Source organism: Wolbachia endosymbiont of Tribolium confusum, assembly GCF_020405475.1.
Lineage (GTDB): Bacteria > Pseudomonadota > Alphaproteobacteria > Rickettsiales > Anaplasmataceae > Wolbachia.
The window spans coordinates 29,850-49,177 of the sequence record NZ_JAIZNT010000009.1 but is presented as its reverse complement, the minus strand read 5'-3'; the positions used below and the strand labels follow the sequence as shown (position 1 = coordinate 49,177).

Below are 19,328 nucleotides of genomic sequence, written 5' to 3'. Positions count from 1 at the left end.
CACACATATTTAGTAACTAAGGGGTGTTTATGTTTGATGTTTTAAAAGATTCTAACGGCAGATTTAATAAAAAGAATATTTTACCTATTGTAGGTACTGCTTTCATTGGTACTATAACAGTACTAAGTGCAGCAGCAGCAACTCACGCATTTTTCACTCACCCTTCCCTATCTGATCAGCCTCATTGGAGAGATGAAAGTTATGGTGAATTTCTTGCTACTCATATACCAGCTACAATAGCTAGTCTTTCAATAGGAGGTCTATATACTTACCTTTCAATTGATAACATTAGAAAAAATAAACAAATAGAGAATCTTAAAGCTAGCTCTGAGCCTAATTCATATGTTTATAACGCTTTAGTAAATGATGTTTCAGAAGAGCAAAGTGTAGTATAAAACACTACCTATAGAATATCCGTTCAGCAGAGTGGCAAAATAAGATAGACAGATAAGACAACCATAGAAATAAATGGTGTCATTCCAGCACTTGATGCTGGAATCTAGTAAAAAAAGAATGGATCCCAGTGTCTGGGCACTGGGATGACATCATCATAGAGATCAGCTACTTGCATGACAAAAAAGAAAGCACTGATTTGCCATACATCTCAACGGATACCCTATAGATTAAGGCTTTAGAGTCTCTTTATTTAGGTGCTTGTAGTCAGCGGCTATTCAGTTTACACTATAACTAGTGTAGTTTAAATTTATGCCAAGCAAGCTCATAGTTAAATCTCTTTCAGTATTACTAATTTTTCTACTATCTTTATATATAATACTACCAAATTTCTTTGATAATAAGTTTTTCACCTCAAAAAAAAGAATAAATCTAGGACTTGATTTAAAAGGTGGGTCATCTCTGCTCCTGAATGTAGACTTAGATTTCTATTTCAAAGAGAAATTAAGTATGCTAGCCGATGAGATAAAAGAAGGTCTGTTAACACAAAAAATTGAATCTAGCATAGAAAGCAATAAACAAGTAATTGTAACTTTAAGTAATATCAATGATTACAAAAAAGTTTCAACGTTAATCCATAAAATAAACCCAAATTTAGAGCTAAATAGAAAAGATGCTTCAATTTTCATTGCATATAAACCTAACTATAAAAACTCTCTAATCAATGAAGTAGTTTCTGAATCGATAATTAATGTTCAAAGACGCCTAGATAAGCTTGGTACAAAGGAAGTAAGTGTACAAAAACAAGGGCAAAATAAGATATTAGTTCAAGTACCTGGAGTAGAAGACACTCAGCAGATAAAATCTCTGCTTGGCAAAACAGCTAAGCTAGCTTTCCACTTGGCAAACACTAACGTAACAAAGTTGCAAGATATAGACCATGAAACCACTGTAATGCTCAAGGATTCTTTAGGCAATTCTTATCCAATATTCCGCAAGACTGAAATAGGCGGTGATTCACTGGTCAATGCATCAGTTAGATTCGGCAATTTAGGTAAACCAAAAGTACACTTCAAGTTTGACAGCGTAGCAAGTAAAAGATTTGCAAAAATCACTAAAGAAAATGTAGGAAAGCCCTTTGCAATTGTTCTAGATAACACAGTCTTAACTGTGCCAACGATACGTGAACCAATTCTAAATGGAGAGGGAGAAATTAGCGGTAATTTTACTGAAAAACAAGCGAGTGAACTTGCAATACTTTTAAAATCAGGTGCACTACCCGCACCACTTAAAATAATTGAAGAAAAAAACATTGGTCCAAGCCTTGGAGAAGAGTCAATAAAAGCAGGAGAAATAGCAGCAATAATTTCAATTACAGCTGTTGCCTTACTTATAATGATTATTTATGGCAAGTTAGGCTTATTGGCCTCTATTGCACTGTTTTTTAATGTAGTCTCTATATTACTCATTCTCACTCTACTTGAAGCAACTCTTACTCTACCTGGAATTGCTGGAATTGCACTAACTGTTGGCATGTCGGTGGATGCAAATGTTTTAATATTTGAACGCATTCGCGAAGAAATAAAAACAGGAAAAAGAACAGCTCGTGCCATTGAAGAAGGATTTAAAAACGCAATAAAAACAATCCTTGATTCAAACCTCACTACACTGATTGCTGCAGGAATAATGTTCATTATTGGTAGTGGAGCAATTAGAGGGTTTTCTGTCACTTTATCGATAGGAATCCTGTGCTCGATGTTTTCTGCAATTATAGTCACAAAACTTCTGATAGAATTGTGCATCAACTCACAAAAGCTAGTACTTTAGTATCTGTTCAGCAGAGTGACAAAATAAGATAGACGAGAAAAGACAACTAAATGGTTGTCGTGAAAGTAGCTATCCAGTCTTTTCGTCGTCAAAAACGTTGTAACATGCTCACCAATTTAGTGAGCATAAAACCAATATATTTGTGGAGGAAAAGGAAAGAAGAAACAGAAACCATATTCAGGTTATCACAAAGGATATGGCCATAAGATTAAAGATATGGATAGATTTATCAAATTTCTGGATGGAAATCAGGATATTAGAATTGAAAAGATAATTGAAGAATTTGGTAATATGTGTAGAAACACAGTATATAACTACCTTAGCAAAGTAAACTATACATATAAAAAAACTTTTCTTTATCGAGAAAGAGATAAAGAGAAACGCAAAGAGTTCATAAAAAAAGTAGAAGAAATAAATAAAGAAAACTTGATATACATAGATGAGTCTGGAATGGAGGACAATGAATTTTATGAATATGGGTAGTCTCAAAGAGGTTATTTGCCCAGGGTTTAAAAGAAAGAGGGTAAGCATGATTGGAGCACTGAATGAAGGAAAAGTTAAAGCTTCCTGAAGGCTACTGCAACAGCGAGATTTTTGATGCTTATGTAGAAAATGTACTTGTTCCTGTATTTAAACCTGGACAGACTATTGTTCTCGACAATGCGAGAATCTGCAAGGACGAAAAATTTGATAGAAAATATTGGGTGTAAAATTTTGTTCTTGCCTCCATACTCGCCAGATTTAAATCCGATTCTGATCAAGCACGCCATAAGAAAGGCTCTACAAACCTTTTGGCCCAATATTAATTCGGCTATTGATTTTGTCTTTCAGTGCTCGGGCAAATCTTACTTCGGTTAGCTATATTACTAAAATCTCGTATTCTACATTTGACTTTAATAGCTCTTTATCTTCCTGAAATCTGAATGTTTTATCAATGCATCTTCTATTCATCCGTTAGCAATACTTTCACTTATTCCATAGCTTTGCGCTATATGGAAATATGTACGGTATTTACACAAATATTCGAGTGCTATTAATAAATATGCATTGTTTATTTGGTTTTCCTCCTCTTGCCTTTTTCTTGGCCTCTTCCTCTATTAAAATTTCTATTATTTTTCCAATGTTTTTCTTTTTACTCCTCTTAGTCTTCGAAGCTTCTCTTCATCAAGTTTACTTACATGCTCAAAATTTATACCTTCCCTAATATTGCTTCTACTACTTGTTTCTTAAGTTATCCAAGAAGTCTAATGGCAAGCACTGACCACTTTTGCTTCAGATGCCCTTGAACAGATATTATTACTAGAAATTCAACATCAAACCAACTTCAATATTATGAGTGGATATATCATCTGCAATAGGTATTGGGATACTAAAGTAACGATAGCCGAAAAAGGTTTTAACTTCTGGGATTATTGAGTAGTCAACACCAAGCTTTATTTGATAAGCAAACCAAGGAACATTCAGTGGCATTGAATTTTCTGGTGACCCATTAATCTTTTTTAATCTAAAAACTGTTGGCCCTATACCAAGACCAATGTACGGAGCAAATTGTGTATCTCGAATGCTGGAGTTATAATAGAAGTTTAATAAAAATGCAAACACGCTTGCTGATTTATCAAATAATGGAGGATAGTTACTATCTTCAATATTGGCTGTAGAATACATAGCTTCAAAATCAACTCGGCCATTTTCTCCAGCATAGTAACCTAAAGATACGCCCCTAAGCCACTGGAAATCAATTTCACCCTTAAACTTCAGTATATTCTCAATTTCATCTACTAATCCCGCTTTGACAAGTATTAATCCTAATTTGGAGTCCCAAGAAAGCTGAGGATCAGTTGTATCAATTAAATCAATAAACCATTGCCCTATTTCTTTAATGCCCTTTACAAATGTTTTTGAATTATCATTATATATCTTACCACCGTTAGCACTAACATAAAAATCAAGTTTTTTTGATTTTTCCTTTGTAATCTGCTCATTATCAGCTTGATCTGTAATACGTGGCCACATATTTTTCTGATCAGTTACTTGGAGAATAGAAGGTGGATCACTTTCAACTTCTTGATATTTTATTGGTATTTCTTCTTCAGCAACCTCTTGAGAACGTATCACACTTTCATTATTATCTGTTTCTAATTTTAACGGTTGTACTTGCTCAATGTGTGTATTGTTACTGATATAAGTAATAAAAAAATAGACACACGGAATGAAGATAAAAAATAAAGCAATAGATATTCTAATTATCATAAATGAATTATCACTTATAGTATAACTACTATATCATATATTCCTTTAATATACAAAAATTAAGAAATAATATTTCCAATTAAACAATTACTTTCTATTCCTGTAACATGAGCTTTCACAATACTTTTAGCCTGGATTTGTGATGTAAGTTTTATTAGTGCAAAATTTTCCGCTCTACCGACATGATTTTGTTCAACTAGAACGCTTTGTTCAGTGCCGACCAAAGATTGATAAAAACTGCTCATCATTTCTTTATTCATTTCTCTTAGATGCTTTACTCGTTCTTTACGTACATTCTCTGGTATTTGTGGCATCCGTGCAGCAGGTGTGTTTTTCCGCTCTGAATATGGAAAAGCATGTAGATAAACTACATTTATTTTTTTCAGTAAATCAACTGTATCCTGAAACATTTCATCAGTTTCTGTTGGAAATCCAGCAATAATATCAGCACCAAATGCTATATTAGGTCTTAAGCTCTTCATTTTATGACAAAATTCTATTACTTGTTCTCTGTTGTGACGACGTTTCATTCTCTTTAGTATTAAATTATTACCAGACTGTAGACTCAAGTGTAAGTGAGGCATAAGTCTTGGCTCATTAGCTATTAAATCCATTAATTCATCATCAACTTCAGCAACATCAATAGAGGAAAGTCTTAGCCTCTTTAACTGTGGTATATCCTTTAAAACTCTCCTAACCATCGAACCAAGTGATTGCTTACCAAACAAATCTGTACCAAAGTCAGTAATATCAACACCTGTAAACACCACTTCTTGATACCCATTTTCTATAAAAATCTTAATTTGCTCTATAATATTGTTTACTGGCACAGATCGATTATTCCCTCTTGCCTCAGTAATTGAGCAAAATGTGCAGCTATGATTACAACCATTTTGAATTTCAATAAATGCCCTTGATTTATCTTCAAATCCATTAATGAGAATAGGTTCTACTTGGTTATCACTGACTAAGATTTCATCATTATTTAATAGATAATTTTCAGCTCTTAGTTTGTCTTGATTACCTAGCACTTTACTTACACCAGGAATATCACTATACGATTTAGGATCTAATTGAACAGCGCAGCCAACTACGATAATTTCTTTACTTGGGTCATTCTTATAGATCTTACGTATTTTTTGCTTTACTTGACGTTCTGCTTCATTTGTCACTGCACAGCTATGCACCACAACAACATTTTCTCTCTTTGCTTTTTTTAATGCTTCTTTGATTAACTCACTCTCGTAGAAATTTAGACGACAACCAAATGTTATTACTTCATTCATGCTTTTGCTTTAATAGATCTGAATTATATCAAATATCCAAGCAAAATGACTATTTTTTTGGTAGATATTATAATTTAAACATAACCTCTAGAGTTGAAAATCACAGGAAGAATTTGTAGATATACAGTAAGATCATTTAACATTTTGGTATTAGATTTCTTGCATAACTGGAATTCAAAGAGTTCCAGCTCGTGACGCTGGAATTAAGATTTTCTTATTGGATACCAAGTTGGCTGGTTATGCAAGAAATCTATTAATTCCATAAAAAAAGCTTAAGGCCAATGATGTTAACCTCAAGCGAATATAAACCAAAAAACATTTTGCTAAACCTTGAAGCTCTACCATGCAAATTCATCTATATCATTTGGTACATAAGTGTCAGAATAAGCTTCATCCAAACTTTCTGCTTTCCATGAAAGCCATGAAGAAGGTTTTATCTTCTCTAAAACTTTACCTGGTATTGATGTTATCTCTTGCTTCACGTCTTCTTTTAATTTTTCTATTTGTAACCGAGCAAAATCTTCCACGCGAACCATGAGTTTATCTGTTAGCTCTTTTATCATGTCTTGATTTTGTTCTGCAACTTTCTTTGTAATAGGTACGACAATTTTACTTATAATCTCTGTTCCTAATGGAACAACGATTTGCTTTGCAACCTGATCACTAACAGGTTTAATAAGGTGATCTGCTATAATCTTTGCTGTATCTCCAGTCAGATTTGTTACTTTTTTTAACTATCACTAATAATACCATAGTTTTTTTGGTACATCATATCTTCATCAGCAACTTCATATCTTCCTAAATCATCATACATTCCCATTTGTTGGTGAGACAATCCATTTGTATCAGATACATATCCGTATTTATTAAGTAAATTGGAATTAGACCGCATAAGTGCGACCTGGGAGTCATGAAATCGTGATGGTTAAATTCCATCCACCATAACATCTGGTTGAAATTGTAACCCATATTTTAAAGATTGGCAACCTTTAGGATGCAAGCATGGGTTAAAAGGAGTAATACTCAAAACCCAATGGTAAATCCCTTCAAGAAGAGCAGATAAGGTTACGAAAGGAACTATGCTTGAATTAAGTCGTTATCGAAGATATGCGAAAAGGTTGATACGCATAAACCAAAAGGGTACAATGGAGAAATAGGTGATCAACAAGTTTATGCGATTGATCAAGATGTAACTTGTCTCCCGGCAAAAAGTAAGAACCTAAATTCAACATGAAACGAAGTTTTAACGGGGTAATCACATAAAAGTTCTTATTATCACTTTTTAGTGTAATGAGCAGGTGAAATAACCGCAAGTTTATGTGAAAGGATTGTCCAAAAAGCCAATGCCTAAGGTAATACTTTCTAGGATAGCGCTGACGGGACACTATAGTTTGGAAGGTAGTTAGGTAGTGGTTAATATGTTATGAACCAAATAAAATGTTAGGTATGAATGGAACGAAACCTCTGGCGCAAGCTAGAGAAATCTTCGTTTAAGCTACAAAAGCGAATTCTACTGAGCTTCAAAATGTAACAATATCAAAAAGATGCACAATCTTCAAAGGCATTAAATCAACAAGTGGAAGAATGCTCAGTTGTCAGAAAAGCAACCCAAGACAATAGGGAAAAGACTGCATAGTATGATTTGAAAAGTTAATCTCAATCAAAAGAAAAGCTGGGCTGCAACTAGCACATTCTTTTAGATATTAGAGAAAGCAAAACCATCAAGACGAGTCTGATTCCAAACCTAGCAAACTGCTGGAGCAACGTCCATTTGGGATACCCACAATAGCAGATCGAGCAAAGCAAACACTTCTGTTAAGATGGCAATAGAACCAGAATGAGGCAAAATTTGAGCCAAACACTTATGGTTTTAGACCTGGTAGACGGCGTCAGGATGCGATAGAAGCCATATTCATCGCACTTCTGGAAGGAAAACAGCATACATACTTCTGATGCCGATATTTCTAGTTGCTTTGATAGCATTTCGATCATAACGCACTGCTAGAAAACTCAATACCACACCAACTTTGAAGAAAATAATAAAAGGATGGCTGAGAGCAGGGAGTTATGGAAGATAGAAAGTTTGAACTCCACTAAATGTGGTACAATTCAAGAGTGGACAATTTCTCCGTTACTTGCAAATGCCAGCATTACATGGGTTGGGACAGCACATCAAAGAAAAACTTTGGCGAAGAACTTTTCCACCTTAAAATGAAATATGGTCACTTATCATATAAAAATGCACAAAACAATAAGCATACTCGCGTATGCTGATGATTTTGTAATTCTTACATGAGAGTGAAGAAGTTGTTTTGAAGGCAAAGGTTTTAGTTGGAAATGAGCAAAACCATAGGATTAAAATTCGAACCTATCAAAAACAAAAATTAAGCATACATTAAAATCCCTGGAATATAGAGAAACCAGGTTTTGATTTTCTCGGGTTTTAAGCAATACGACATTATCCAAGAAACGGCATAAGAGACCATACAAGTTAATAATAAAACCCAAGTTGTAAATCTGTGAAACAGCATATTGATATTAAACAAAGACCAAAAGAATGCTTGGAATAACCCGAAGCTGTAATAAGGCATCTTTAATCCGGTCATCGGTGGATGGTGTCGATATTACAATTCAGTATCAAGTAAGATCTTTAAATCTTTTGATAATATTATGTTTAACAACTTTGAAATGGCAGACAGGCACAATAACAAAGGAAAGTTCTGGATCAAAGATAAATACTTTAAAAGGTATAAGAACGATAACTGGAGGTTTATGTCAAATAACGGAATGTATCTTATTAATCACGGAGACCATGCTATTAAATCCGGCACATCAAAGTTCTGCAAGACAAGTCGCCATATGATGTGAGATTGGTTATATTGGGGAAAACGGCTACAGAATCTCTCGAGAAAATCACCAAAATAATAAAATTACTGAAGATACAACAAAGTAAATGTAAACATTGTTTCAATCATTTCTTAGGTATGATGATATTATAGAAGCACATCATCAAGATAAAAGTAGAAATAACAATAATATAGGAGAATTTATTCTTGTTATATGTGGCATTGTCATGATCAAGTACATATGTATGACAAGCACCAAATTACAGAGGAGCCGTATGAGGTGAAAGTTTCAAGTACGGTTCTGAAGTCGAGTGAGGAGAGGTGACTTTCCTCACTTAGATAACTCATTCAGCCTACTGCGTAAGAGGTAAAAAATATGCTCACAGCTAACAACCAGGGAAAATTAAAGGGAAAAATAAAAATCCCAGCAAATATTCCAGCAGGTACTAAATTAGTACAGTTTTACGGTGATAAAGGCAGTTATGGAGAAGCAACTTATACTGGTAAAAAAACTATTACCATAGAAGAGAGAAGAAGAGTTATCGCAGCAAGAAGAGTTGATCCTTTAGCCCAAACATTTACTTTAAATGAGAGTAGGCACATAGGAGGTGTGGAGCTATGGTTCACAAATAGCGGCAAAAAACGTGTTGTTGTGCAGATTAGAGAAACAGCAGTGGGAATGCCCTCGCAGACTGTCATTGCTGAAAGCTATATTGAGCCAAAAGATATAAAGATAGATGGCACAGCAACACGTATCACTTGGTCACCAGTGTTTTGCCATGCAGGAGAGGAGTATGCAATAGTTTTGCTAACCGATGATGCAGATACAGCAGTAAAAATAGCAGAGCTTGGCAAATATGATGTAGTAAATAGCCGTTGGGTAACAAGCCAGCCATATCAAGTAGGAGTATTACTATCATCAAGTAATGCAAGTACCTGGACTCCGCATCAAAATTTAGATTTAACGTTTCGACTACTAGCTGCAAAATTTAGTGAAAATTCTTATGTTATTGATCTTGGGAAAGTTACTGTAAACAACGTATCAGATTTAATAGTTTTAACAAATGAAGAAAAAAGTAAGCACGGATACCACGTAGAATTTATCTTGAACAGATGAAGAGGGAAAGAAAACTTTCGTCTGATAATTTACCACTGCACTGCGTGAAAGATTATCTGGAGAGCTAACGGTAAAAGCAAGCCTAAAAGGAGGGCGAGAAAGTCCTTGTTCTTCTATCCTGGTTACAGCTAGTTCTAGGTAATCTTTTCAGGAGTCCGAGGATATGTAACGAGAAGCATTATTGTTATGGGAGTTAACAATTAAGATCACCATAACATATGATGCGCTAATACCTGGCACTGCAGATGTTAAAGCATATGTGAACAAAGCTGTCAAAGGATGGCAATTAGTAATTCTAACATCAGAAACCAATTGGAGAAAATTAGTAGAGAGAACCTATGTGCTGACAACTTTAATGGCAATGAGACTAGGTAAAATTAGTTTGGCGGAACAGTTGTTTATTCTAAGGTAAAAAATCTCAGAGTGATTGTCACATAATGACTGTTGACCAAACCAAACGAGGATATCCACTGCCTCATCCAGAAAATATTGCTGTGCAGGATGTTGTTCGTATCCGTACCACAATTGAGAAAATAGATGAAGATATTACCGAAAGAGAAGATGAGCATAATCAACTAAAAAATAATTTTAAACGATTTAGATTTGAAACTTTTTTGAATTTTTGGGAATGAAAGAAGCAATAGAAGCGTTACATCAAAGGATAAAGGATTTAGCAGCAAACAGCACACCTGATCAACTGGCATATCTTGCAAAATCACTGGAATTGATAGCAGATAAAAAAGCTATTGCTGACATTGTGCAGATGACTGAGGTAAAAGAGATAATTGATGTACTACAAAAGAGGCTTAAGGATTTAGTAGCAAACAGTACTCCAGATCAATTAGCATATCTTGCTAAAGCATTGGAATCAATAATCGACAAAAGTGCGGTTTCTGAAATTGTGCAGATGACAGATGGTAAGCTAAAAGAACTTCTTGATAGTGCAAAAAAACACTTAACTGATCTGGATAATAAAAAAGCTAGTTCTTTAGCAGTGATCTCTGAATCAGAGAAGCAGTTATTAAAGAGAATTGATGAAAAAGGAACAACAAATTTATCGCTACTTGATACGAGAAAGAATGCCAATATTGCAGCAATAAATAGCATTAGTAATAGTCATAAAGATGGTCTTAAAGGTTTAGTAGAAGATTTTCGTGCTGTTAATAATGTACCATCTGCTCATCATAGGAGAAATAGAAACTCGAATTGAAAAACATCTCTAATGAGTAAAACTGGATGAACAGTTAAAAGCGTCTCTTATAAATGAAATAAGAAAGCGCAACATGGTTGAATCAGGGTCACACCTTCTTATTTGGTGTACTTGGAAGAAAAAATAATTACTTTGGCCACTTGAACTTTACAATAGAGTTTGGAAAGGGAGTAGTGATATAACAAACCAATTATATGCTTTTTGCAATTACTAGCAGGTAGCCATACATACGATACAGATTACGTTAGTTTTTATCATCGGCCAAGACAACTATTAAGTTTTATAGAGGGAAGTAAAGGAACATTTATTTATTTGGAGAGTTATGCACAAAAGTTTTTCGGGTAGTTATGATGAGATATACGGTTACCCATATGCTGCACTGAGTAGTATTTATAAAAATACAACGAATGAACATAAATAAACAATAGAATTTGTTGATCATCGTACTCTAGTACGGGAGTATGGGGGGTGCAGGACTATTTGGGAACACTAGATAATACCAATTTAATAAATCAAGAATTTCAAGAATAAATATGGAAAAATGTTTACCAATACACGAGTTCCTGATAGCAAATTAGCTGGATCTGGTAATGGAGATTCCAGTAGGAAAACAGTTGCAATATTACTATTACATCATCTTACCTGTATTCCAGAACAAGTTAGTCAAGGCATGCTTGCATCAAATTATGTACACAACTATGGTCAATTTATTCAGTGGGGGATTTATAACAATGTAGCAATGCAACTACAGGACTTGAAGTAGATGTGAGAACGCTAAAAAGCTTGGCAATGTCCAGGATTATCTAACATCGTATGAGATTTAAGGTAACAAACAATGTCTATCTACATTAGATTTGAAAATGATAAACAAGTAGAAACAACAACACTTGGAAAGCAAAGCCAACTGAAAATGATTGGTATGAAGCACCAGAAGATTTTGATTGGCAAAAAGTTGTTTAACAGAAGGAGGAAAAATTGCTCAGCGTACTAAAGAAGATATACAAAAGGAGTTACTGGATAATGCGAAGCTTTTGCATTTGATATATGCGTTTTATTATGATAATCATACTCACCAATATGGCAGGTCATTCTCACCAAAGCCAAATCTTATGAGATTCAAGCGGAAGCCGCAAAAAAAGCATTCTAGCAGACCAGGATGAAAAGGATAAAGAAATTATAGAACCTTTTAGCAAAAGTCCGTGGCCATGGTTATTGAAATGGCAAGAATAATTGAGGAAAAGTGAAAAAGCAGTAAAAGCAATAATCAAAATGAAGAGCTTGAAGATTTAGCCAAAAGAAAGATTGAAGAAGCCGTGCGAAAAATGAGCCACAGACTTTGGCATGATTTCAGGAAAAATACAAAGAAAATGGCTGAAGAATTTTTACATGGCGTAAATGTTATTGAGGTAACTCAGAGCAAAGACAGCACGTGTACAGCCAAATCATCAGTGATAAGTGTAATATACTGCACCTGAAGACGAGCGTACCTCCGCCAACAAACCAGTGTTAGTTAGCAGGAAGCTTAAAGGAAGCAGCAAAGCTCGGAAAGAGTGGCAGTTTACCTTCTGCAATAAATGGAATATTTTCCCAGATTGGTGCAACAGTAGTAGTTATTCGAGTTAAAGAAAGTGATCCAAAGCTCAAAGAAAGTGAAACTATTCAAAGTATAATCGGTGGAGTTGATAAAGAGACTGGAGAATATCAAGGGATAGAGGCATTCCTCAGTAGTGAAAGTATAGTTCATGTTGCTCCAAGAATATTAATTGCACCTCAGTTTACTCATCAGTTACCTGAAATAGATGGAGTAAATCCAGTAGTGAGTGCTTTAATTTCCATAGCAGAAAAATTAAGAGCAATTATTGTTGCAGACGGACCAAATACTAATGATGAAGAAGCAATAAAATGGAGAAAAAGTGTAGGCAGCTCAAGAATTTACGTCGTTGATCCTTGGGTGAAGGTATTTATTGAAGGAAAAGAAGAAATTTTGCCTCCAAGTTCATTTGTAGCTGGTTTAATAGCGAAAGTAGATAGCAAGCAAGGATTTTGGCACTCACCTTCAAATAAAGAGATAAATGGTATTATTGGAACAAGCAGGCCTATTGATTTTACGCTCGGTAATATAAATTGTAGAGCAAACCACTTGAATGAAAATGAAGTAACAACGATAATTCATCAAAATGGCTATAGGCTTTGGGGAAATAGAACATGTTCAAACGATTCGAAATGGGCTTTTCTATCAGTAAGGCGCACTGCAGATTTAATTAACGATAGTTTACTTCGAGCTCATCTCTGGGCAGTTGATCGCAATATCACAAAAACTTATATAGATGATGTGATTGAGGGGGTGAATTCCTATCTGGCAAGTTTAAAAGCACAAGGAGCAATTATCAGTGGAAAATGTTATGCAACTCCAGAACTCAACACACCGGCAAACATTGCAAGCGGGAAAGTGTATTTTGACTTTGAGTTTACACCACCATATCCGGCAGAACAAATAACATTCAAATCTCATCTCGTAAATATAAGTTAGGAGAAAGCAAAGTGTTACCGAAAATACTGAGAAATTTTAACGTATTCGTTGATGGTCGTGGTTATGCAGGAAAAATAGATGAAATAACCTTGCCAAAACTTACCATAAAAACAGATGAATATAGAGCTGGTGGTATGGATATTCCAGTAAATATTGATATGGGCATGGAAAAGCTTGAAGCAGATTTCACTTTTTCTGAATACGATACAGAACTCTTTAGGCTATTTGGTCTAATAAATGGGAATTCAGTTTCTTTGACACTCAGAGGTGGAATGCAAGGAAGTGGAAGTAATGATATTGAAGCAGTAATAATCAATTTAAGAGGCATTTTTAAAGAGTTTTACTTTGGCAACTGGAAACCTGCTGAAAAAGCAACGCTGAAGTGTACTGTAGCTGCCCATTATTATAAACTTACGATAGGTGGTAATGAATTAATAGAGATCGATGCTGAAAATATGATTAGAAAGATAAATGGCGTTGATCAAATGGCCTTGCTACAAACGATTCTAGGGATCTAATATGGTTGACAAAATTACATAAAAATGTTAAAATATAAGAAGTTGTAGGTATATAGTTAATATGGATTCTAAAGCTCATACAAATTCCATAGAGCAGCTAACTGGTTTACTTGTTAGTGTAGCACAATCTCAAGACAAGTCCGTTTTAAAGTTATTAACTGAATTAATGGAAGAAGAAATTGAAGATATGGAATTATCTAAGATTGCTGACGAACGCTATAAAGAAAAGAGGGTTAAACATCAAGATGCCTTCTGGGATTAAGCCTTACAATATAGACTATTCAGAATCTGTTATAAAGAAAGACATTCCGGCTCTTCCAGCAAAAGTAAAGTTAATGATTAAGAAGGCAATAATGGAACGTCTAACAGCTGATCCAATTGGACTTGGAAAGCCATTAAAGCATAACTTAAGTGGACAACGTAGTCTACGGGTGAGTACCTATCGTATACTTTATTATATAGATGTACCAGAACATACAGTAGTTATTACTTCAATTGAACACAGAAAAGATTCTTATCAAAGCTAATCCTATTTATAGCACCATACAAAGAAATTAGTTATGTAAAAGCCGATATAGACTTTTATTTAATTAACTTTTTAAGGAGGAACATGCAAGCTATAACACTTAATAACCCAATAACAGTTGATGGTATTTCTGTCTCAGAACTTACTGTTAGACGTCCAAAAGTTAGAGACTATTTGGCAATAAAACGCCTTAATGGTAGTGATCTGAGTAAGGAAGTAACTTTGACTGCCCAATTTGACATCAGTTGCAAAAGAAGCGATTGAAGAGTTAGATATTGCTGATTATGTGAAAGTTCAAGAGGTATTAAAGGATTTTTTTTCACCGATTATCCAAAAAACTTGAGATTAGAAGTATTAATGTTCAGCTCTGTTGTAGGAGGCGGGGTTGAACAAATACTTGATATGGAGATTAATGAATTTATCTTATGGCATAAAGCAGCGAGGAAGGTACAATGTCAACATTATCTATAAAAATCGGAGCAGTTTTAGATGGCAGTTTCAGTACTGTAATAAAAGGAAGTAGCAGTCAACTTACTCATCTTGGTGAGAATATAAGAAAGCTTGACTCATCTTTAAAATCAGTATCAAAGTTTAAGCAGTTAGGTCATGATGTTTTGACTAGCAAGAGGTCATGGAAAGGCTTTGAAGATCAAGTAAAATCTTTAGCTAAACAAATGAAGGCAATAGAGAAACCGAGCAAAACTTTAAAAGCAGAATTTGACAAGGCCAAAACCTCTGCAATAAAAGCAAAAGAAGCATATTTGAAAAAGAGAGATGCTTTGCATTCATTTAATGAAGAAGTAAGAAAAAGTGGAAGAAATATTAAGTACTTAGTAAGTGACCAACATAAACTTGGCTCTTCTATTGGAGTATTAAAAGGTAAGTATGGTAAGCTTGGATCTGCAATACGTAGTCACCAAAGTTTTTTAGCAAGCAAAGCACATTTTAAGTCACAAATTATAGAGACCTAGGTCTTTCGCTTGCAGCTCCAGTTAAAGTTGCGATTGATTTTGAATCGGCTATGGCTGATGTTAAGAAGGTAGTAAAGTTTGATAATAAAAAAGATGAAGTAACTAAATTTGCTGAAGGGTTAAAGGAAATGTCAAGAACAATACCATTATCAGCCGCAGAATTAGCACAAATAGCTGCAAGCGGTGGTCAACTTGGTATCAAGAAAGAAGATCTTTTTAAGTTTACAGAAACAGTAGCAAAAATGTCTACAGCATTTGATATGTCTGCAGAGCAAGCAGGTGATTCCATAGCTAAACTTTCTAACGTTTATGGAATTGATGTTAGTGAAATGGAGCATGTTGGTAATGTAATCAACCACTTATCAGATAACACTGCTGCTAAAGCAAAAGATATGGTTGAAGCTCTAGCAATAGTTGGTGGTACTGCAAAGCAGTTTGGATTAAAGTTTGAACAAACAAGCAGCTTAGTAAATACTTTTATTAGTTTAGGTAAACAACCAGCAAAAGCTGCAACTGCTATAAATGCACTGCTTAGCAAACTTCAAACTGCTGAAGGTCAAGGAAAAGAATTCAAAGCAGCACTAGAAGAAATGGGCATAACCGCGGAAGAAATGGTACAAAGGATCAGTGAAAGCGGAGAAGAAGCACTACTTCACTTTTTTCAAACTCTAAAGAAAATGGATAATCAGGAACGTTCTACAATCCTTATGAAACTTTTCGGTCAGGAATATCAAGATGATATTGCATTATTAGCTGGAAGTTTTAATAAGTATGAGGATGCAATAAAGTTACTGGCTAATACAGAAAAGTACGGAAGCTCTCTGCAAGAAGAATTCAAAAATCGTGCAGACACTACAGCCAATAAATTAAGACTCCTTCGAAATGCAATAGCTGAAGTTGGTATGAACCTGGGTTCAGTGATGTTGCCTACTTTAAAATCCATAGCTGAGTTCTTACAAGAAAAAACTCGATATATAGCTGAATTTGCAGAAAAATATCCAACTTTAACTACGGCAATCATGAGTACTGTAGCAGCTTTGATAAGTTTAAAAATTGCTGTAGTAGGCCTGGGCTATGGATTTACCTTGCTTGGAAGTACAGTTCTTGGGTTAAAAGCAACGTTAATTGGAACGTTCTCACTTTTATCAACTACACTTTTTCCTGCAATAGTAACAGGCCTGAGAGCAATAGGACTGGCTGCAATGAATAACCCCATCGGGATTTTGATAGCAGGACTTGTTACTGGTGCAACTCTTGTGATGACTAATTGGCAGAAGGTGAAAGAATTTTTCGTTAGCTTCTGGGAGTATATAAAATCAATTATAAAACCCATAGGAGAAGCTTTTTCATGGGTAGGAAGTACTGTTGGTAGCATATTTGGAAAGTTTGCTGCATTGAAAGAATTTGAAAAAAGAAAAAGTATTGTTACTGAAATAAAAGCAGTACATACCCCCATGAAAAGCAATACTCTCAGCAATGGAAATTCTTTGTTCAGCAACAGTATAATTAAAGAAATTTCCAAGAAAAATCAGAATAGTTTCAGATTCAAAAGCCTTATTGAGGAGAAAAAATCCACAGAAAATGATAAGATGCTTGTAGATTTTGCAAGGAGTAAATTTCAAGATAAAGAAGAGAAGATTTTGAATAAAACTCAGAATATCACTAATAATTATCATATCAGTATTAAATCAGAACCAAATCAAGATGTTCGTAGTCTTGCTGACGAAGTAATAAAAAGGATAAGAGAAAAGTCACGTGATGTTTTATTTGATACGGTAGAGACATTTTATTGATGTTATCTCTTGGTCCATATAAATTTACTCCGATAAGTTTGAAATATACCAAAGAAAATCGTTGGAGTGTAATTGAATGTATTGAAAATATGCCACTATTACAAAATATCGGTCAAGGTTTAGAAAATATAGATTTAGAAGGAATGATTTATCTGCATAATCTCAACGGGCTAAATCAATTAAAGAGTATGAAAGAAGCTGAAAAACCACATATTTTAGTAGATAGTTTAGGTAATATTTTAGGACAATTCGTAATTACTAGGTTAGAAGAAAAGCAGATATATTTTTTACCTAATGGACTAGCGAGAAAAGTTCAATTTAGTTTGAGTTTGAAGAGATACAGATGACTACATATTATGTGAGCAAAGAAAGTGAAATGTTAGATCTGATTTGCTGGAAACATTACGGATTTACGGATGGAGTAGTGGAATTAGTACTAGCAGAGAACTTAGGTTTGGCAGAATACGGAAGCTTTTTACCGGCAGGATTAAAGATAAAGCTTCCTACTCTTCAGAAAACAATACAAAAGTCAAAATTAAAGGTCTGGGAATAAATGCAGCCAGATTTTATAATAGATAAATGTGAATCAATTAAAGATAGAGTTATATCATTGCGCCTTACAGATGAATCTGGGACAATAGACGATGTAGTTGAAGTGTGTGTTAATTACAGAGATGAAAACTTAAATATTCCGAATGAATTGAATATTTCTTTAGGGTACAGGGAAACCGGAGTGATGCCTATGGGTATATATACAGTTAATGAGATTACGGTGCAGAACCCACCAAAGACTTTACTCATAAAAGCTCATGCAACAAATTTGAAATTATCATTAAAGGAAAAAATATCCAAAGAATGGAATCAAATTACTCTAGGTAACTTGGTTAAGGAAATAGCAGAAAAGCATGGATATGGGTACAGAGTTGCAGAAGAGTTTGAAAATGTGTTGATTCCATATATTAACCAAATAGAAGAAAGTGATATAAGTTTATTAACAAAAATAGCAATAGAATACGGAGCAATGGCAAAACTAGCTGGCGGATATATACTCTTTATTCCAAAAGGCAAAGCAAAGTCGGCAACTGGAAAAGCTTTAGGAACAACAGCTATTAGACCTCAAGACACAATAAATTGGAAAGTGCACTTTACAGTGAGCAGGTACACCTCGGTAATTGCGAAATGGCATAGCTATGAAAAAGGTGAAACTATGTCAGAAACAGCTGGCACTGGTAGTCCAAGTTATACTATACAAACGCTTTACTCTAATGTAGAATCAGCAATCAGTGCAGCAAATGCTAAGTTAAAACAACTAAAGCGAAATAATGCAGTATTGGATATCACTATGCCTGGTAATCCAGAACTATTTGCAGAGGCGAAACTTAGCTTATTAGAATTTCATCAAGATATAGACGGTGAGTGGATAATTGACAGAGCAGAACATGTGTTAGATGGTTCAGGTTATCGCACTGTGTTATCAGCATCAACGTTAAGAGAAAATAAGTAAAACAAATATTTAATGTTGAAAAAAGTATTAAATATGAATAGAGACTCAAGAAATAAGCTACATTTTTGGTGGTGTATAACAATGATAATATGTGTTGTTATTACCTATTGCTACATGAAGGCAAAAGCTACAGACAATTATAAAACAATATTGCGGATTGCTTCTAAGAACTGTAGCCTAGAAGTAGTAAAATTTTCAGCAAATAATCTATTAGATATTAATACACAGATTCCCGAATTAACAGCATTACATTATGCATCAGGTGCAGGATGTTTGGGAGTTGTTAAATTTCTAATAGAGGAAGGAGCTGATATAAACACAGCAAAATATGAAAAATGGACAGCATTACATGCAGCTTCATACAAAGGTAACTTAGAGATAATTAAACTTTTGTTAGAAAAAGGCGCAAACCCTAACATTAGAGACACAGATGGGAAAAACCCAAGAGATGTAGCTGTACTAAGATCACGGCATAACAAAGATAAACCGTACGATGAAATTATACACTTGCTCTATAATGCTGAAAAGAAACACGAGTCTGAGCGGTAATATTTCGT

At 34.5% G+C, this 19,328-nt stretch carries 22 protein-coding genes and 3 pseudogenes; 21 read left to right on the top strand and 4 right to left on the bottom strand.

The window, feature by feature from the left end:
- Positions 1-29: 29 nt before the first annotated feature.
- From LEM02_RS06020 to LEM02_RS06005, 4 genes are all read left to right on the top strand, one after another.
- On the top strand, positions 30-395 hold the full coding sequence (locus LEM02_RS06020; protein ID WP_226080595.1) for a hypothetical protein: 366 nt from the start codon (positions 30-32) through the stop codon (positions 393-395).
- A 310-nt stretch (positions 396-705) separates the two neighbouring features.
- Positions 706-2,220, top strand: coding sequence for a protein translocase subunit SecD (secD, locus tag LEM02_RS06015; protein ID WP_226080594.1), 1,515 nt, complete (start codon positions 706-708; stop codon positions 2,218-2,220).
- Between the two features lie 216 nt (positions 2,221-2,436).
- A complete protein-coding gene (locus tag LEM02_RS06010; RefSeq protein ID WP_226080592.1) occupies positions 2,437-2,703 on the top strand; it encodes a hypothetical protein in 267 nt (88 codons plus the stop codon).
- Between the two features lie 62 nt (positions 2,704-2,765).
- Positions 2,766-2,930, top strand: a complete 165-nt coding sequence (locus LEM02_RS06005; protein ID WP_226080590.1) for a hypothetical protein — start codon at positions 2,766-2,768, stop codon at positions 2,928-2,930.
- A gap of 589 nt (positions 2,931-3,519) precedes the next feature.
- Here the strand turns inward: LEM02_RS06005 and LEM02_RS05995 are convergent.
- From LEM02_RS05995 to LEM02_RS05980, 4 genes are all read right to left on the bottom strand, one after another.
- A complete protein-coding gene (locus LEM02_RS05995) occupies positions 3,520-4,470 on the bottom strand; it encodes a P44/Msp2 family outer membrane protein (protein ID WP_226080589.1) in 951 nt (316 codons plus the stop codon).
- Between the two features lie 59 nt (positions 4,471-4,529).
- Positions 4,530-5,756: a tRNA (N(6)-L-threonylcarbamoyladenosine(37)-C(2))-methylthiotransferase MtaB gene (gene mtaB, locus LEM02_RS05990; protein WP_226080587.1), complete on the bottom strand. Its 1,227-nt coding sequence runs from the start codon at positions 5,754-5,756 to the stop codon at positions 4,530-4,532.
- A gap of 338 nt (positions 5,757-6,094) precedes the next feature.
- Positions 6,095-6,319, bottom strand: coding sequence for a hypothetical protein (locus tag LEM02_RS05985; RefSeq protein WP_226080586.1), 225 nt, complete (start codon positions 6,317-6,319; stop codon positions 6,095-6,097).
- A 167-nt stretch (positions 6,320-6,486) separates the two neighbouring features.
- Positions 6,487-6,648, bottom strand: a complete 162-nt coding sequence (locus LEM02_RS05980; protein ID WP_226080585.1) for a hypothetical protein — start codon at positions 6,646-6,648, stop codon at positions 6,487-6,489.
- A 1,697-nt stretch (positions 6,649-8,345) separates the two neighbouring features.
- Here LEM02_RS05980 and LEM02_RS06825 point away from each other — a divergent pair.
- From LEM02_RS06825 to LEM02_RS05895, 17 genes and pseudogenes are all read left to right on the top strand, one after another.
- Complete coding sequence (locus LEM02_RS06825) at positions 8,346-8,624, top strand: group II intron maturase-specific domain-containing protein (RefSeq protein WP_226080668.1); 279 nt, start codon at positions 8,346-8,348, stop codon at positions 8,622-8,624.
- A gap of 354 nt (positions 8,625-8,978) precedes the next feature.
- Positions 8,979-9,719, top strand: coding sequence for a hypothetical protein (locus LEM02_RS05970; protein WP_226080584.1), 741 nt, complete (start codon positions 8,979-8,981; stop codon positions 9,717-9,719).
- A gap of 181 nt (positions 9,720-9,900) precedes the next feature.
- Entirely contained in the window at positions 9,901-10,131 is a 231-nt protein-coding gene (locus LEM02_RS05965) for a hypothetical protein (RefSeq protein ID WP_226080583.1), read from the top strand.
- A gap of 25 nt (positions 10,132-10,156) precedes the next feature.
- Entirely contained in the window at positions 10,157-10,351 is a 195-nt protein-coding gene (locus LEM02_RS05960; protein ID WP_114517885.1) for a hypothetical protein, read from the top strand.
- Positions 10,348-10,929, top strand: a complete 582-nt coding sequence (locus LEM02_RS05955) for a hypothetical protein (protein WP_226080581.1) — start codon at positions 10,348-10,350, stop codon at positions 10,927-10,929. The genes LEM02_RS05960 and LEM02_RS05955 overlap by 4 nt, the downstream gene beginning before the upstream one ends.
- A gap of 541 nt (positions 10,930-11,470) precedes the next feature.
- A complete protein-coding gene (locus LEM02_RS05950) occupies positions 11,471-11,692 on the top strand; it encodes a hypothetical protein (RefSeq protein ID WP_226080578.1) in 222 nt (73 codons plus the stop codon).
- 178 nt (positions 11,693-11,870) lie between these two features.
- Positions 11,871-12,089 (top strand): hypothetical protein, encoded by a 219-nt coding sequence (locus LEM02_RS05945; RefSeq protein ID WP_226080576.1) that lies wholly within the window; start codon positions 11,871-11,873, stop codon positions 12,087-12,089.
- A gap of 207 nt (positions 12,090-12,296) precedes the next feature.
- Positions 12,297-13,459: pseudogene (locus LEM02_RS05940) on the top strand (phage tail sheath subtilisin-like domain-containing protein).
- 11 nt (positions 13,460-13,470) lie between these two features.
- On the top strand, positions 13,471-13,977 hold the full coding sequence (locus LEM02_RS05935) for a phage major tail tube protein (RefSeq protein WP_226080574.1): 507 nt from the start codon (positions 13,471-13,473) through the stop codon (positions 13,975-13,977).
- Between the two features lie 61 nt (positions 13,978-14,038).
- Positions 14,039-14,239 carry a hypothetical protein gene (locus LEM02_RS05930; protein ID WP_007303020.1) on the top strand — a complete coding sequence of 67 codons (201 nt, stop codon included), beginning with the start codon at positions 14,039-14,041 and terminating at the stop codon, positions 14,237-14,239.
- Positions 14,223-14,504 (top strand): type II toxin-antitoxin system RelE family toxin, encoded by a 282-nt coding sequence (locus tag LEM02_RS05925; RefSeq protein WP_226080572.1) that lies wholly within the window; start codon positions 14,223-14,225, stop codon positions 14,502-14,504. Before LEM02_RS05930 ends, LEM02_RS05925 begins: the two co-directional genes overlap by 17 nt.
- An 83-nt stretch (positions 14,505-14,587) precedes the next feature.
- Positions 14,588-14,846, top strand: a pseudogene (locus LEM02_RS05920) (phage tail assembly protein).
- A 109-nt stretch (positions 14,847-14,955) separates the two neighbouring features.
- Positions 14,956-17,267: pseudogene (locus LEM02_RS05915) on the top strand (phage tail tape measure protein).
- Complete coding sequence (locus LEM02_RS05910; protein ID WP_226080570.1) at positions 17,267-17,614, top strand: phage tail protein; 348 nt, start codon at positions 17,267-17,269, stop codon at positions 17,612-17,614. The pseudogene LEM02_RS05915 and the gene LEM02_RS05910 overlap by 1 nt, the downstream one beginning before the upstream one ends.
- On the top strand, positions 17,611-17,820 hold the full coding sequence (locus tag LEM02_RS05905; RefSeq protein ID WP_226080568.1) for a tail protein X: 210 nt from the start codon (positions 17,611-17,613) through the stop codon (positions 17,818-17,820). The genes LEM02_RS05910 and LEM02_RS05905 overlap by 4 nt, the downstream gene beginning before the upstream one ends.
- On the top strand, positions 17,821-18,771 hold the full coding sequence (locus LEM02_RS05900; protein WP_226080565.1) for a contractile injection system protein, VgrG/Pvc8 family: 951 nt from the start codon (positions 17,821-17,823) through the stop codon (positions 18,769-18,771).
- A 12-nt stretch (positions 18,772-18,783) separates the two neighbouring features.
- Positions 18,784-19,320: an ankyrin repeat domain-containing protein gene (locus LEM02_RS05895; protein WP_226080563.1), complete on the top strand. Its 537-nt coding sequence runs from the start codon at positions 18,784-18,786 to the stop codon at positions 19,318-19,320.
- The last annotated feature ends 8 nt before the right edge of the window (positions 19,321-19,328 follow it).